14 protein-coding genes are annotated in these 14,545 nt (G+C 73.0%); 6 read left to right on the plus strand and 8 right to left on the minus strand.

Annotated elements, in window-relative coordinates; all coding sequences use genetic code 11:
- Positions 1 to 122: 122 nt before the first annotated feature.
- Entirely contained in the window at positions 123 to 611 is a 489-nt protein-coding gene (locus tag M6G08_RS27730; protein ID WP_272589850.1) for a DUF5949 family protein, read from the plus strand.
- A gap of 40 nt (positions 612 to 651) precedes the next feature.
- Here the strand turns inward: M6G08_RS27730 and M6G08_RS27735 are convergent, their stop codons facing one another.
- Both M6G08_RS27735 and M6G08_RS27740 read right to left on the minus strand, forming a co-directional pair.
- Complete coding sequence (locus tag M6G08_RS27735; protein WP_272589851.1) at positions 652 to 1,188, minus strand: cysteine hydrolase family protein; 537 nt, start codon at positions 1,186 to 1,188, stop codon at positions 652 to 654.
- Complete coding sequence (locus tag M6G08_RS27740) at positions 1,142 to 1,987, minus strand: restriction endonuclease (RefSeq protein ID WP_272589852.1); 846 nt, start codon at positions 1,985 to 1,987, stop codon at positions 1,142 to 1,144. Before M6G08_RS27740 ends, M6G08_RS27735 begins: the two co-directional genes overlap by 47 nt.
- Positions 1,988 to 2,131: 144 nt before the next feature.
- Between M6G08_RS27740 and M6G08_RS27745 the strand changes: the two genes are divergently transcribed.
- Positions 2,132 to 3,205: a right-handed parallel beta-helix repeat-containing protein gene (locus M6G08_RS27745; RefSeq protein WP_272589853.1), complete on the plus strand. Its 1,074-nt coding sequence runs from the start codon at positions 2,132 to 2,134 to the stop codon at positions 3,203 to 3,205.
- Positions 3,206 to 3,267: 62 nt separating this feature from the next.
- Entirely contained in the window at positions 3,268 to 4,293 is a 1,026-nt protein-coding gene (locus M6G08_RS27750) for a methyltransferase (RefSeq protein WP_272589854.1), read from the plus strand.
- Between the two features lie 85 nt (positions 4,294 to 4,378).
- On the opposite strand, the gene M6G08_RS27755 is transcribed toward M6G08_RS27750, so the two are convergent.
- The 4 genes from M6G08_RS27755 to M6G08_RS27770 all read right to left on the minus strand — a co-directional run bounded on the left by M6G08_RS27755 (position 4,379) and on the right by M6G08_RS27770 (position 9,006).
- Complete coding sequence (locus M6G08_RS27755) at positions 4,379 to 5,521, minus strand: SchA/CurD-like domain-containing protein (RefSeq protein ID WP_272589855.1); 1,143 nt, start codon at positions 5,519 to 5,521, stop codon at positions 4,379 to 4,381.
- 166 nt (positions 5,522 to 5,687) lie between these two features.
- Positions 5,688 to 6,365, minus strand: a complete 678-nt coding sequence (locus M6G08_RS27760; RefSeq protein WP_443048982.1) for a class F sortase — start codon at positions 6,363 to 6,365, stop codon at positions 5,688 to 5,690.
- A 139-nt stretch (positions 6,366 to 6,504) separates the two neighbouring features.
- Positions 6,505 to 6,939, minus strand: a complete 435-nt coding sequence (locus tag M6G08_RS27765) for a hypothetical protein (protein ID WP_272589856.1) — start codon at positions 6,937 to 6,939, stop codon at positions 6,505 to 6,507.
- Positions 6,940 to 7,110: 171 nt separating this feature from the next.
- Complete coding sequence (locus tag M6G08_RS27770; RefSeq protein ID WP_272589857.1) at positions 7,111 to 9,006, minus strand: SpoIIE family protein phosphatase; 1,896 nt, start codon at positions 9,004 to 9,006, stop codon at positions 7,111 to 7,113.
- 131 nt (positions 9,007 to 9,137) lie between these two features.
- Here M6G08_RS27770 and M6G08_RS27775 point away from each other — a divergent pair, with 131 nt between their 5' ends.
- Positions 9,138 to 9,845 (plus strand): hypothetical protein, encoded by a 708-nt coding sequence (locus M6G08_RS27775; protein ID WP_272589858.1) that lies wholly within the window; start codon positions 9,138 to 9,140, stop codon positions 9,843 to 9,845.
- Positions 9,846 to 9,881: 36 nt separating this feature from the next.
- Here the strand turns inward: M6G08_RS27775 and M6G08_RS27780 are convergent, their stop codons facing one another.
- The gene (locus M6G08_RS27780; protein ID WP_272589859.1) at positions 9,882 to 10,352 is read right to left on the minus strand and encodes an ATP-binding protein; all 471 of its coding nucleotides are present in this window, start codon (positions 10,350 to 10,352) and stop codon (positions 9,882 to 9,884) included.
- 102 nt (positions 10,353 to 10,454) lie between these two features.
- Between M6G08_RS27780 and M6G08_RS27785 the strand changes: the two genes are divergently transcribed.
- Both M6G08_RS27785 and M6G08_RS27790 read left to right on the plus strand, forming a co-directional pair.
- On the plus strand, positions 10,455 to 11,477 hold the full coding sequence (locus M6G08_RS27785) for a LysR family transcriptional regulator (protein ID WP_272589860.1): 1,023 nt from the start codon (positions 10,455 to 10,457) through the stop codon (positions 11,475 to 11,477).
- Positions 11,478 to 11,549: 72 nt separating this feature from the next.
- Positions 11,550 to 12,755, plus strand: coding sequence for a cytochrome P450 (locus M6G08_RS27790; RefSeq protein WP_272591451.1), 1,206 nt, complete (start codon positions 11,550 to 11,552; stop codon positions 12,753 to 12,755).
- 25 nt (positions 12,756 to 12,780) lie between these two features.
- Here M6G08_RS27790 and pgm read toward each other — a convergent pair whose 3' ends face one another.
- A complete protein-coding gene (gene pgm / locus M6G08_RS27795; RefSeq protein ID WP_272589861.1) occupies positions 12,781 to 14,421 on the minus strand; it encodes a phosphoglucomutase (alpha-D-glucose-1,6-bisphosphate-dependent) in 1,641 nt (546 codons plus the stop codon).
- Between the last annotated feature and the right edge of the window lie 124 nt (positions 14,422 to 14,545).

The raw sequence follows: 14,545 nt of genomic DNA on the forward strand, positions 1-14,545 counted from the left end.
GGCGGGACCGGCTCCCGAAGCGCTGGGCGCGCGCCCCTCGTTCGTGTGAAGAACCACGAGGGGCTCGGCCAGTCGAGTGAGCGGCGGGCCGGTGCGGCACGGCGCGCCCTTACGGTTTCGCGGTGACCTCGATCTCAACTGACACACGCCCCCTGCGAACCGCCGACCTCGGCACGCTCGTCATCATGTCCTGGAGCCGGGAGACCCCCGACGGCGACGTCCCCTTCCTCCTCGCCTGTTCCCTCGGCGACGGCGAGGGCGGCCCCGAGGCGACCGGGGCCGCCGTCGAGCGGCTGCTGGGCCACGCCGGTCTGTCCGTCGGCGACGGTGTCGTCGACGCCGCGCGGCTGCCGAACCTGCCGGTGACGCTGCTGGTGGTGCCGGGCGCGGCGGCCCTCACGATGCCGGGGGTCAACGCCCAGTTCATCCCCACGGCGCAGTGGCGCCGCGCGGTCGACGAGCGCGGGTACGCCTGCCTGATCTTCGCCACCCGCCCGTGGGACGACGGGGAGCCGGGCGACGGCGAGGCGGTCGCCGCCTTCGCGAACGACGAGCGGACGCTCGCGTCGGCGGCCCAGGTCGTCCTGCCCGTGCGCACCCTGCGCGGCTGACCCGGGGCGGCGCCGGCGTGCGCCGCCGCGGCGGCTCCCGTCACGTCCACAACTCGCCGCTGTCGCACACCCGGGCGCCCATGTTGCGCTCCATCATGCGCAGCGCGGCGTCCGCGAGGTCGGAGTGGATGTGGGCGACCGCGTCGCGCGCCACGATCACCTCCAGGTGGCGGATGTGGGCGTCGAGCGCCGAGTAGAGCACGCACTGCTCGGTCACCTGCCCGCACAGCACCAGCCGGTCGATGCCCTGCTCGTACAGCAGGTACGTCAACGGGGTCTCGAAGAAGATGGAATGGCGTGCCTTGACCACGAAGAGGGAGGAGCCGTCGGGCCGCAGCGGCTCGACGAGGCGGGCGTGCGGCCCCGCGAGGGCCTGGTCGAGGATCTCGCCGTGGTGCGAGCGCCACTCGCCGAAGTTGTCGTTGACGTAGATCACGGGGACGCCCTGCCGTCGCGCCCGCTCCAGCAGGCCGGTCACGGCGGGGAGTACGGATTCCACCGAGGGAATCAGCGAGTCGGCGTCCTCGTGGTCATAGGTGTTGATCATGTCGATGACGATCAGCGCTGTTTTGCCCATGCGGCACAGGTTGCCACCGTGCGGCCGGGAAACCGCTCGGCCGCGCGGGAGCGAGCGCCCAGGGCGCCGGTCCGGCCCCCTGCCTCCAGTCCCGCAGCCCGCGCTCGTCCACGCAGACTATGCCGCACTGTTCGGCGTACTCGACGGCCGGGCGGGTGAAGTCGCTGGTGGTGACGACGACCGCGACGTCGGCGTCGTGGACGGTGAAACAGGTGCCGCCGAAGCGCTGCAGGTCCTCGGAGCCGACCTTGTTGCCGTCGGCGTAGCACTTGCACTGGACGACGAGGCGCCGGCCGTCGGGGGCCACCGCCGTCACGTCCGCGCCGAGGTCGCCCGCGCCGCCGACCACCTCCACCTCGGCACAGCCGTCGCGCAGGCAGAGTTCGGCTATCGCCTGCTCGAACTCGTCGGCGGTCAGCGGCTGGTCGTCGGCGGCCGTCGTGGTCGCGGGCTCGGGGACGTGGGACGCCTCCCTCGGCACCGCGGTCTCCCGCGTCTCCTCCAGTGCCTCCAGGGCCGTCTCCGTGCCCGCCGCCAGTGCGCGTGTGGTGCGCCGCGCCAGGCCGGAAGCGGAGAGCCCGGAGCGCCTGCGGCGGCCCAGGAGCCAGGCCAGTACTCCGCCGAGCACCAGGACGAGCGCCCAGGCCGGGCGCCGCTCGGCGACGCCGAACGCCATCCGCGCGGCCCACCCCGCGACACACAGGCCGACGGCGGCGAGTCCGAAGAACAGGGCCGTCGCACGGAGGTCGAAACGCCGTCCGGAGCGCCTTCGGCGGGGGTGTCGTGCGGGAGCGGTCACGGGAGTGCTTCCTTCCTGGCCGACGACATGAAGATCACCTACGCCCGTCTGCCCAAGAACCGGGCGTTCACCGTCCGTTCATGACACGCCGTCGGATGGCTCATCGGACCGGGGCGGGATTCTTTCGGGCATAACGTGCGGAATATGAAGAAATGCCATGTTGTGTACCTGGTGTGCACCGCAGCGATGATCGGAACGGGACTGGGAGCGGCTCCCGCGTCCGCCGGCCACATGATCCACGTGGTCCACCCCGGCGAATCGATCCAGAAGGCGGTCGACGCCGCCGAGTCGGGCGACACCGTCCTCGTGACACCCGGCACCTACCACGAGAGCGTCAAGGTGAGCACTCCGGGGCTCACCCTGCGCGGCATGGGCCGCAACACGGTCATCAAGCCGGGCACGGAGAAGGCCGCCGAGGACAACACCTGCGCCGAGGGCGGCAACGGCATCTGCGTGATCGGGACGAAGGACGAGAACGTCAAGGGCATCACCGTCGCCAACCTGACGGTGACCGGCTTCAAGCGCACCGGCCTGTTCTCCATGGCCACCGACGGCCTGACCGTGCGCAACGTCACGGCCGTGAAGAACGGGGTCTGGGGCATCGCCCAGGAGCGGTCGATCCACGGCATCTTCCGCGACAACACCGCCCGCGACAACGGCGACGCGGGCATCTTCCTGGCCAACACCATCAAGGCCGAGGAAGGCGCCGTGGACACCCAGGGCACCGAGGTCGCGCACAACCGCCTGGAGGGCAACCGGATCGGCATCACCGTCCGTCGGCTGCGCAACCTGGCCGTCGCGGACAACCTCATCAGCGGCAACTGCGCGGGTGTGTTCGTCGTCGGCGACGAGAACAAGCCCATGGCCGGCGACCTGGTCGTGCGCGACAACCACGTCGTGCGCAACAACAAGTCCTGCCCGAAGACCGACCGGCTGGAGGCCCTCCAGGGTTCCGGCATCGTCCTGACCGGCGTCGAGAAGGTCCTGGTCGCCGACAACACCGTCGAGGGCAACTCCGGCAAGTCGTCGATGTCCGGCGGCATCGTCCTGGCCAAGAGCATGGTGGGCGCCGCCAACTCGAAGAACGAGATCAACGGCAACCGGCTGCGCGACAACGCCCCCGCCGACCTCGTCAACGCCACGACCGGCGACACCGCCAAGAGCAACACCTTCACCGGCAACACCTGCGGCGCCTCCGAGCCCGCGGGACTGTGCTGACCGGCCGCCGGTAATCACCCGGGGAACCCCGGAAGAACGCAGAAGAAGGAAGGACGCGGCACATGACCGCACAGACCGCCCCGCCCCCGCCCATGCGGCTGCGGGAGCTCGTGTTCGGGGCGGCATGTGCCGCCGCCCTCCGCGCGACCGCCCGGCTCGGCGTCGCCGACGCGCTCGGCGACTCACCGATGGCCGTGGAGGACCTGGCGGCCGCGGTGAAGACCGAGCCGAGGCCGCTGCGCCGGCTGCTGCGCGCCCTGACCTGCTACGGCGTCTTCGCCGAGCACAAGGACGGGACGTTCACGCACACCGACATGTCGCTGCTGCTGCGCGAGGACGACCCGCACAGCCTGCGCTACATCACCCTGTGGTGCACCGAACCGTGGACCTGGGACGCCTGGCCCCTGCTCGACGAGGCGGTCCGCACCGGCTCCAACGTCGTCGAGGGCCTGTACGGCAAGGAGTTCTTCACCTACCTCAACGAGGACGCCCCCGAGTCGGCCGAGGTCTTCAACCGCGCCATGACCACGTCCAGCCGCCAGTCGGCCCAGGACGTCGCCGCGCTCCTCGACCTGTCCGCGAGCACGTCGGTGGCCGACATCGGCGGCGGCCAGGGGCACGTGGTGGCGAGCCTGCTGGAGAAGTACCCGTCGATGCACGGCACCCTCCTCGACCTGCCCCGCGTGGTGGAGAACGCCGACCCCCGGCTGCGCGAGGGCGGTTCGCTCGCGGACCGGGTGCGGATCGTGCCGGGCGACTGCCGGGAGGCCATCCCGGTCCGGGCCGACGTCTACGTCATCAAGAACATCCTGGAGTGGGACGACGACAGCACCGCCCGCGCCCTGCGCAACGTCATGGCGGCGGGCGGCCCCGGGGCACGGGTCGTGGTCATCGAGAACCTCGTCGACGACTCGCCCTCCATGCGGTTCAGCACCGCGATGGACCTGCTGCTGCTCCTCAACGTCGGCGGCGCCAAGCACACCACCGACAGCATGGTCGGCCGGCTGACCGACGCGGGCCTCGTCATCGACGACATCCGCCCGGTCAACCCCTACCTGCACGCGTTCGACTGCACCGTGCCCGAGTGAGCTGACGGGTGGGACGCACCTCGGCCGCCGGTCCGCGACGTGCGCGGGCCGGCGGCCGAGGTGCGTGCGGGCGAGGGGGGCCGGGTCAGACGCCGGGCGCGCGACGGTCGGTGACGAGGTCCATGCGGGCGCCGGCGAGCGCGTGGGCGAGCTCGCCGCCGGCGGGCGCGGGGCCGTCCAGGAGGGTCGTCAGTTCGGACACCCGGGCCGGGTCCGCGAGGCCGAGGGCCACCGCGGGGTCTCCGTCGGCCAGCTCGCCCCGGACGTCGACCAGCCGTACGACGACGTCGTCGCGCTGGAAGATCGTGCTGCACAGGACCGGGCTGTGCGGGTCGTCCGCCGCCGCCTCGTCGGCCGCGGCCAGCAGCTGGGCCAGCCGCATGCCGCAACCCGGCCGGGCCGGGTACGCCAGCGCGTGCCGGCGTGCCGCCGGGTCCTCCTCGCCCGTCGTCACATGGTGTACGGCGGGCAGGGCCGCCCGGGTGTAGAAGACCCGCGCGGACTCCGGGTCACCGAGGTCCCGGTCCTGCTCCAGATACGGGTTGAGCGCCTCCTCGAGGGCGCGCACCTCGGGCTGTTCCGCCACGTGCCGCAGAGCCGCGAGCAGGTCGCCGCGGACCTCGATGGCCCGCACCACCCGGTTGCCGTGCAGGAACAGGGAGGTGCGGCACAAGCGCGTGCTGTCGTCGACCCGCGGCTCGGGCGAGGCGTAGTCGGCGAGGAGTTCGGCGACCGCGTCCTCGCTGCCCGGCTTCACGGTGAAGGTGAGGGCGTGCCGGATGACTCCGTCACCGATCCGCGGCGACGTCTGGAGCCCGCCCGGGGCGGCGGACTCTGCGCCCGCCGCCGGATGCCCCGTCTCGCGGACCACGTGGAAGCGGAGCGACCGGGTGTCCCGGACACAGCTGTGCAGCGGCTTCACCATCCGCACGTGCTCCTCGCTGCTCACCCAGTTCAAGAACGGCGGGGCGCTCTCCCACTCGCTGGTGATGAGCCACTGCGAGGGGTTCTCGATGGACTGGCACAGCTGCTCGCCGAGGTGCCCGGGCACGGACTCGACGTGGCTGCGCAGACGTTCGTACGTCTCCAGGAACTGCTGCTGGGCTCCGTCGTAGACCTCGACCAGCAGGACGACCCGGAGTCTGGAGCCGTCGAACACGGACTGGGAGACGTGGTGCGACACCTGTCGCGTCAGCGGTTCGGAAGCAGGGGCGGGCGTGGTGGTCATCCTGCGCACATCTCCTTCGCGGGTCCTGCACGGGTCCTTCGCGGGGGCGGAACGTGACGCCGGCCGCGGTGGTGCGACGCCGGCGTTCCTCGATCCTGTGCCCGCCCCTGGTGGCGCGCGACCCGTGTGCACTGCGCGGGTGACCGGGGGCTCGGACGAGGCGGTCTCAGGTGAGGTGGGCGAAGACCACGAGGTTGTCCGTGTAGTCCTTGGCCTTGCGGTCGTAGTCGCCCGCGCAGGTGATCAGCCGTACCTCCGCCCGGTCGGTGTCGCCGTACACACGCTTGCTGGGGAAGTCGTCCTTGTCGAACGTCTCCAGACTGTCGACCTCGAAGGTGGCCGTGCGTCCGTCGGCCCGCTCCACTCGGAAGACGTCGCCCTCGTCGAGTTCGGAGAGCCGGGCGAAGACGGCCGCGGACGTCTTGGTGTCCACGTGCCCGGCGATGATCGAGGTGCCCGTCTCCCCCGGGGAGGCGCCCTTGGCGTACCAGCCGACGAGGTTGGTGTCGTCGGGCGGGGGTGCTTCGAGCTGTCCGTTCTTGCCGATGGCGAGGCCGGTGAAGGGGGCGTCGACGGAGATCTCCGGGATCAGCAGGCGCACCGGCTTCGACCGGGGCAGGCTCCTCCCGCCGTCGTCCGCGGTGGGCGGGGCCGACGGCGCGGACGCGCCGGGCTGCGAGGTGAGGGGCGGCCGCGAGGAGTCGGCCGACGTGTCGTTGCCGCCGACCAGACTCACCGCCAGGACCAGGAGGGCCACGGCGCACAGCACCGTCATGCCCGGACGGGATCCCTGTCCGGCGGGCACCTCCGTGTCGTCGGCGGGTGGGGTAGGGGGGACTGCCATCGAGGACCACCTCACTTGGGCACGGCAGCAGGGCGGGCGGTGGAAGGGCGAGGGACGGGCGGGCGAGGCAGGGGGAAAGCGGGCCGGGCCGCCACGCGTTGCCTGGTGGCGGCCCGGCTGCTATCGCGCCCGGCACGGCTCACGCCACTCCGTCGGCCGACTTCCTGCGCCGGACCGCGTACAGACCGGTCGCGGCGACGCCCAGGACGGCCAGCCCGCCCGCGGTCGTGGCCGGCGTGTCCAGCCCGCCGCCTCCGGTGTGCATCCCGCCGCGCGGCTTCTCCTGCTCGCCGCCGCCCCAGGACTTCTCGCCCTCGTCCTGCTTGTGGGTCTGAGACCCCTCCTTGGAGCCGCCGCCCTCCCAGTCGCCCTCGTTCACCGCGGCCAGGGCGCCGCCGCCCGTGTGCATTCCGCCGCGCGGTTCGTCGTGCTTGCCTCCGTTGTCGTGCTCCTTGCTGTAGGAAGAATCGTCGTGCTCCCAGTCGCCGGCGGCCGCCGCGTAGGCGCCGGGTGCGCCGAGGACGAGGACGGCCGAGGCCGCCGCAGTGGTCAGGAGCATGCGAGCAGAACGCATCTGAGGTTCCTTCCGTCACGACCGGGCAGCTGGTGCTTCGTCAGCTGAATTGACCCGGCCCCGACGTGAATCACCGTCAGCCCGCGGCCCGGGTAGCACCACTCAAGGCGCTCAGGCGGGTGACGGCACGGGTGCATCCGTGGGCGGGCCTCGCCCCGTTGGCCGAACCCGCTACTCGTCCGGGTCGGCGTGGGTCGGGTCGAGGACCTCGGGCTCCTGGCGGCGGGCGCCCGGCGCGGCCCGGTCGGGGGTGGCCTCGCTGTGCGGGGACTGGGGCGGGGGCGGCGGTGAGATGTCGCCGGGGGCGCCGACACCCTCGGCGGGCAGGCGCAGGGCCAGCAGAGCGACGTCGTCGCCGCGGGGCTCGATGCGGGCGAGCAGTTCGTCGCAGAACGCGTCGATGCTCTCCTCCTCCAGCCGCCGCGCCAGGACGCCGGCGTGGTGGCGGAGCTTGGCCATGCCGGCGTCGATGGGACGGTCGCGGCTCTCCACCAGACCGTCGGTGTAGAGCAGGAGGATGCTCTCCGGCGGCAGCTCCTCGGTCGCGTCGGGCCAGTCCAGGCCGAGGCGCAGGGTGGCGCTCATGCCGATGAGCGGACCGTGCCCCGCCTCCAGGAAGCGGGTCGCGCCGTCCGGGGTGACCACCAGGGGCGGCGGGTGGCCGGCGTTGACCCAGTGGAAGTGCCAGGGGCCGCCCTCCGGACCTTCGATCCGGGCGAAGACGAGGGTGGCCATGGGGGCGTCGCTGGTGTTGGTCACCGCCTCGTCCAGGCGCCGCATGATGACGCTGGGCGGTTCCCGGTGGTCCCAGGCCAGGGCGCGCAGCATGTTGCGGACCTCGGCCATGTGGGCGGCGGCCTGCAGGTCGTGACCGACCACGTCCCCGATGACCAGGGCCATCACGCCGTCGGAGAGCAGGAAGGCGTCGTACCAGTCGCCGCCGACCTCCATCGCGCTCTCGGCGGGCCAGTAGCGGGCCGCCATGCGCACGTGGTCGACCTGCGGAAGGGGGGTCAGCAGCTGGCGCTGCATGGTCACGGCGACGTTCTGCTGCTCCCGGTAGAGCCGGGCGTTGTCCAGTACCAGTCCGACGCGCCGGCCGATGTCGGCCAGCAGGGCGATCTCGGCCTCGGAATGGGCGGGGTGGTCCCCCGCGCGTGCCACGGTCAGTGTCCCGTACGACCGCTGCCGGGTGCGGAGCGGGACGACGACGGCGGAGTGTCCGCCGAGTCGTTCGAACAGGACGCGGTGCGTGGCGGCGAGGGGGTGGTGCGGGTCGTCTCGGACCTCGTCGGCGCTCAGCGGGACGGGACGGTCGCCGTTGACCAGCCGGTTCAGCGCGGCGCGGGCCGCGTCCGGCAGCGGGGCGACGGGCCCTCGCAGCCGTCCGGCCCGGTGCGGGTGCGTGCTGCTGCGGACGGCGACCCGCTCCAGGACCTCCGACCGGTCCTGGTGGACGTCGGCCGCGGCCCACTGCCCCAGCTCGGGCACCAGCAGCCGCAGGAGACGGCGGAAGGTGACGGAGGTGCGCTCGGTGGGGACGAGGACCGTGGAGATCTCGGCCACCAGGTGCAGCTGGGTGGTGAAGGCCTCCAGCGCGGCGGTGCGCGCCTCGATCTCCTCGGTGGCGCTGCGGTGCAGGCTGAAGTCGTGGAAGACGAGCACCAGTCCGTCGGGCCGGCCGTCCCGGACCAGCGGGGTGGTGGCCCAGATGATCGGCACGGTGGTGCCGTCCGCCCGCTGGAAGTACTCCTCGCTGCCCTCCTCTGCCGGTGTCCCGGTCAGCGGGTTGCGCAGGGAGCACAGCTCGCGCGGTACGGGGCTGCCGTCGGCGTGTCTGTGCAGCAGGTCGTGCGCGTCGTCTCCGATCATGTCCCGCTCCGGCCGTCCCAGCAGTTGCTCGGCCCACGGGTTCGCCGACGTGATCCGGCCCGACGCGTCGAGGGTGAGGACGCCGGCGCCCAGGGCCCGCAGCACGGCGCCGGTGAGGGCGGGATCCGGAACGCCGTCCGCGTTCTTGGGCCCCGGTCCGTCGCCCTCCCGGTGGCCCGCCCAGCGTGACGCCACGACCCTCACAGCCTTCCGATGCCGTCCGTCCCGCCAGGTTCCCCCACCGGGCACGGGTGAACCGCTCCGGAGGGCCGGAAGAGGGAGATCGGGTAGGCTCCCGGTGCCGATCTTGTACCTCGGAGGGGTGTGTGCGGACCAGGACCACGACCGCGGCGACGGCCGTACTGAGCTGTCTGCTGGCGGGAGCGCTCACGGCGGGGTGCGGCGCCGGCGACGCCGGGGAGGCGAAGTCCGCCGACGAGCTGCTCGATGACGCCAACGCCACGATGCGGGCACTGGAGTCCGTACGGATCGACTCCACCAGCACCGCCGCGAAGGGCGGTACGGTGACCAGCCGCCTCGTGACCGACCTCGACAGCCGGTGTTCCGCGAGGACCGTCTTCTCCGAGGGCGGCAGCCTGGAGCAGATACGGATGGGCGAGACCGACTTCGTCCGTCCCGACCGCGCCTACCTGGAGAAGTGGAAGCCCGGTGGTGTCACCGGGGAGCAGCGGATGTGGATCAAGGTGCCCGCCGACTCGGCGCAGCCCGGCGACGGCCTCTCCTCCTGCACACGGCCCTTCACGTCGTTCGGCAAGGCGAAGAAGGGCAAGAGCGCCTCCGTCGCGGGACGGCCGGCCGTCGAACTGACCGTGACCGACGACGGGGGCGCCGGGGGCACCGGCGGGACCTACACCTTCCACGTCGCCACCGAGGGCGAGCCCCATCTGCTGAAGGTGGTCTACAAGGGCGCCGACTACGCTACGACCACGTCGTTCACGGCCTTCGACGAGCCGCTGGACATCAAGGCGCCGGATCCGGCCGAGGTCATCGACGCGGAGGCGGCGACAAAGTAAAGCACCCGGCCACCGAGCAGTACGGGGCCAAAGGGGTCAGGACGCGTGGCCGAGGGCCGTGCCGTCGCGGTCGTCCGCGAGCCGCACCGCGGCCCTCATGCGCTTGCCGACGGGCTCGCGGTGCACCTCGAAGCTCTGGCAGACGGCCATGACGATCTCCAGCCCGTGCCGCCCGACCCGGTCGGGGTCGGCGCTCTCGGCCACCGGCAGCACCGGATCGCTGTCCCACACCGTGACCTCCACCCGGTCCCCGGCCAGCTCCAGGTCGACGAGTGACGGACCGGGCGCGTACTTGCAGGCGTTCGTCAGCAGCTCGCTGACCACGAGCTGCACCAGGTCGACCGCGCGGTCGGGCACCGGCCGGTCCCGCGTGGCCCGCACGCGGGTCAGGAAGGCGCGGGCCAGCTCCCGGCCCCGGGCGATGTCGCCGGGCCTGCCCTCGTACTCCGCCGACACCCTGACCGACGCTTCTCTCGGCCGGTTCCCGTTCCGGGCAGCCCCGTTCATTCGATCCGCCCTCTTCCTGAGCCTTGACCGTCACGCCAGCCCGTCTACCCCCGGATCCGGGAAACATCGGCCCGCGGCCACGAGTCGTGCGGGCCTCCTAGGATGGCGGGCGTGGACCTCCTCGCCGTGCGCACCTTCGTCACCGCCGCGGAGGCGGGGCAGCTGCAGATCGCCGCCGACCGGCTGGCGGTGACCCAGCAGGCAGTGTCCAAGCGCGTCGCCGCCCTGGAGAAGAGTCTTGGCGTGCCGTTGTTCACCCGCACCGCACGAGGGGTGCGGCTCACCGTCGACGGACAGGCGTTCCTCCCGCACGCGCGTGCGCTGCTCGACGCCGAGGAGCGGGCCCTGTCCTCCGTACGGCCCGGCGGCCGCCCGCTGCGGGTCGACGTGATCGGCAGACGGGCCGCCACGGCCGGCGTGCTGCGCGACTTCCACCGGGCCCGTCCCGGTGTCGCCCTCGACGTCGTCACACTCCCCGACGTGCGGGCGGCCGTCGCCGCCATCCGGTCGGGGGCCCTCGACGCGTCCTTCCGCTGCGTCACCATGCCGGGATTCGAGCTGCCGGACGGCATCGAGGTCACGCCCCTGTTCGACGAGCCGCTCCATCTGGTCACCGGGCCCGCCCACGCGTTGGCGGCGGCACGGGAGATCACCCCCGCCCGGCTCGCCGGTCATCGCGTCTGGATGCCGGGGAACGTGCCCGGCACCGAGTGGACGGCCTACTACGACGCCCTCGCCGCCGCGTTCGGGTTCACCATCGACGCCGTGGGACCGAACTTCGGCGTCGATGACATGCTCGACACGATCGCCGGGTCCCCGGCGGTGGCAACCTTCCTCAGCGACCGGACACCGCTCGTCCGGCCCGCCGTGGACGGTCTGCGGCGCATCCCGCTGCGCGACCCGACGCCCGTCTATCCGCACTCCCTGCTCCGGCACGCCGACAACCCGCACCCCGCGCTGGCGGCGCTGCGGGCCCACCTCGCCTCCCGGCCGGCCCACCACCCGGACGGGGAGGTCTGGGCGCCGCCGTGGGCGCTGCGCTCCCGCCCGCCGGGAGCGGGACCCGCCACGGCCCGTGCGGCCGGCTCGACGGAGCCCGGGGATGGCCAGGGGCCGGGTGCCTGACCGATCCTGTCAGGGACGCCGGCCGGCGGCGCGGTCGAAAGGACCGCGCGGGGCCGGGACGGGGAGGGGATCCTGGTGCACGGCGGACACGAAGCGGCGCGGTCCTCGCGGAAGGCCGACCGGGGGCGGCCCCGGCCCGCCTGCCCGGTCAGCCGCGCGGCGGACGGGACGTGGCAGGTACACGATTACGAGGTCGCGCGTGCGCTGCTGCGCGGACCCGGCACCGTACAGGCCGGTCTCGGCGTGGAGACGGTGGAGAAACTCCCGCCGCGCGTGCGCCGGCCGGTGCTCTACCGGGACGGCCCCGAACACCGGGAGCACCGCCGGCAGACCGCGCGCTTCTTCACTCCCCGCCGGGTCGACGAGCACTACCGCGACCTGATGGTCCGCATCGCCGGGGAACAGCTGGGCGTGCTCCGCGCGGCGGGCGAGGCCCCGCTCTCCGACCTGGCCTTCGAGCTGGCCATCGGCGTGGTGAGCGAGGTCGTCGGGCTGCGGTACGGCCGGCCCGGCATCCGCCGCAGGCTGGAGCGGTTCTTCCCTCAGGAGTTCGGCGAGCCCGGCCTGACCAGCGCGCGGGGTCTGTACTGGCTGCTGCGGCAGAACGCCAACTGGCTCCACATCCACCTGGCCGACGTCCGCCCGGCCATCCGCGCGCACCGCCGCCGGGAGCACGACGATCTGATCTCCCACCTGATCGCGGAGGGCTGCTCGGACGCGGAGATCCTCGGTGAGTGCCTGACGTTCGCCGCGGCCGGCATGGTCACCACGCGTGAGTTCGTCTGTCTGGCCGCCTGGCACCTGTTCTCCGACACCGAGCTGCTCGCCCACTACCGCGCGGCAGACGAAGCGGGGCGCCTGGCCGTCCTGCGGGAGCTGCTGCGGCTGGAGCCCGTGATCGGGCAACTGCGCCGGCGGGCCACCGAGGCAGTCGAGCTGCCCTGTCCGGGCGGGCCGGTGACCGTGCGCCCCGGCGAGCGCGTCGCCCTCCTGCTGGACGACGCCAACACCGACCCGGCGGCCGTGGGCGCGGAGCCGCTGCGGGTCCGGCCCGACCGCGCCGGGGAGGTCGGCGCGGGGCTCGCCTTCGGTGACGGCCCGCACCGGTGCCCCGGGGCGCACATCGCCCTGCTGGAGACGGACGTCTTCCTCAGCCGACTTTTCGCGCTGGACGGCGTCCGCATGAGCGGGGAACCGCGCGTCGCCTTCCAGGAGGCGATCGGCGGCTACGAGATTCGCGGGCTGACCGTGGCGCTCCCCCGGGCCGGTCACCGCTGACCGGCCCGGGGCCGGGGCCACGGCGTCAGTCGCCCAGCGCGCCGAGGACGACGACCTTGGCCTCGTCCTGCACCTGCCGGAGGTGGTCCGCCCCGCGGAACGACTCCCCGTAGATCTTGTAGACGTCCTCGGTGCCGGAGGGCCGGGCCGCGAACCAGGCGTTCTCGGTGGTCACCTTGATGCCGCCGATGGCGGCCCCGTTGCCCGGTGCCTCGGTGAGCACCGCCGTGACCGGCTCCCCGGCGAGGGTGTCGGCGGTGACCTGGGCCGGGGACAGCTTGGCCAGGCGGGCCTTCTCCTCGCGGGTGGCGGGGGCGTCGATGCGGGCGTAGGCGGGTTCGCCGAAACGGGCCGTGAGGGCCGCGTAGTGCTCGGACGGCGTCTTCCCGGTGACGGCGGTGATCTCGGAGGCGAGGAGGGCCAGGATGATGCCGTCCTTGTCCGTCGTCCAGACCGAGCCGTCCCGGCGCAGGAAGGAGGCGCCGGCGGACTCCTCGCCGCCGAAGCCGAGCGTGCCGTCGACCAGTCCGTCCACGAACCACTTGAAGCCGACGGGCACCTCCACGAGCGGGCGTCCGAGGTCGGCGGCGACCCGGTCGATCATGCCGGAGGAGACCAGCGTCTTGCCCACGCCGGCGTCGGCGGGCCACTCGGTGCGGTGGGCGTAGAGGTAGGCGATGGCCGTGGCGAGGTAGTGGTTCGGGTTCATCAGCCCGGCGTCCGGGGTGACGATGCCGTGCCGGTCGGCGTCCGCGTCGTTGCCGGTGGCGATGGTGAAGCGGTGGCGCTGTTCGATGAGCGAGGCCATCGCGTGCGGCGACGAGCAGTCCATGCGGATCTTGCCGTCCCAGTCCAGCGTCATGAACCGCCAGGTGGGGTCGGTGAGCGGGTTGACCACCGTCAGGTCGAGGCGGTGCTGCTCGGCGATGCGGCCCCAGTACGCGACGGAGGCTCCGCCCAGCGGGTCGGCACCGATCCGCACGCCCGCCGACCGGATCGCGTCGAGGTCGAGGACGCTCGGCAGGTCACCGACGTAGGCGCCGAGGAAGTCGTGGCGGCCGGTGCCGGGCGCGGCGAGGGCCCGGGCGTACGGGACGCGTCGTACGTCCTTGAGTCCGGCGGTGATGATCTCGTTGGCGCGGTCCTGGATCCAGGAGGTGGCGTCGGAGCCGGCCGGGCCGCCGTTCGGCGGGTTGTACTTGAAGCCGCCGTCGGAGGGCGGGTTGTGCGAGGGGGTGACGACCACGCCGTCGGCGAGGCCCGAGGTGCGGCCCCGGTTGTGGGTGAGGATGGCGTGGGAGACGGCGGGGGTGGGGGTGTAGCCGTCCGCGGTGTCGATCAGGACGGTCACGTCGTTGGCCGCGAACACCTCCAGCGCGGTGATCCTGGCCGGTTCGGACAGGGCGTGGGTGTCGGCGCCCAGGAAGAGCGGGCCGTCGGTGCCCTGTGCGGCGCGGTACTCGCAGATGGCCTGGCTGGTGGCCGCGATGTGGTCCTCGTTGAACGCGGCCGCCAGAGACGATCCCCGGTGGCCGGAGGTGCCGAAGGCCACGCGCTGGCCGGGCTCCGCCGGGTCCGGGTGCACGGCGTAGTACGCCGTCACCAGCCTGGCGACGTCGATCAGGTCCTCGGGGCCGGCCGGCTTGCCGGCTCGGTCGTGCTGCATGCGCCCACTCCTCCGCTCGTCGGGCAATCGCTCGCGGACCCATCTTCCCCTGTCCGGGGAGCGGCACCCGGGGGAGGGCCATGGTTACGGTGAACGCATGACCGAGACGGGGGCGCGACAGCCG

The sequence above is a fragment of the Streptomyces sp. M92 genome (genome assembly GCF_028473745.1).
Lineage (GTDB): Bacteria > Actinomycetota > Actinomycetes > Streptomycetales > Streptomycetaceae > Streptomyces.

Bases quoted from the DNA above. Each gene is read 5' to 3' on its own strand.
- M6G08_RS27735 (WP_272589851.1), bottom strand. From the start codon at position 1,188: ATGGGCAAAACAGCGCTGATCGTCATCGACATGATCAACACCTATGAC.
- M6G08_RS27745 (WP_272589853.1), top strand. From the start codon at position 2,132: ATGAAGAAATGCCATGTTGTGTACCTGGTGTGCACCGCAGCGATGATC.
- M6G08_RS27750 (WP_272589854.1), top strand. From the start codon at position 3,268: ATGACCGCACAGACCGCCCCGCCCCCGCCCATGCGGCTGCGGGAGCTC.
- M6G08_RS27755 (WP_272589855.1), bottom strand. From the start codon at position 5,521: ATGACCACCACGCCCGCCCCTGCTTCCGAACCGCTGACGCGACAGGTG.
- M6G08_RS27760 (WP_443048982.1), bottom strand. From the start codon at position 6,365: ATGGCAGTCCCCCCTACCCCACCCGCCGACGACACGGAGGTGCCCGCC.
- M6G08_RS27765 (WP_272589856.1), bottom strand. From the start codon at position 6,939: ATGCGTTCTGCTCGCATGCTCCTGACCACTGCGGCGGCCTCGGCCGTC.
- M6G08_RS27780 (WP_272589859.1), bottom strand. From the start codon at position 10,352: ATGAACGGGGCTGCCCGGAACGGGAACCGGCCGAGAGAAGCGTCGGTC.
- M6G08_RS27785 (WP_272589860.1), top strand. From the start codon at position 10,455: ATGGCGGGCGTGGACCTCCTCGCCGTGCGCACCTTCGTCACCGCCGCG.
- pgm (WP_272589861.1), bottom strand. From the start codon at position 14,421: ATGCAGCACGACCGAGCCGGCAAGCCGGCCGGCCCCGAGGACCTGATC.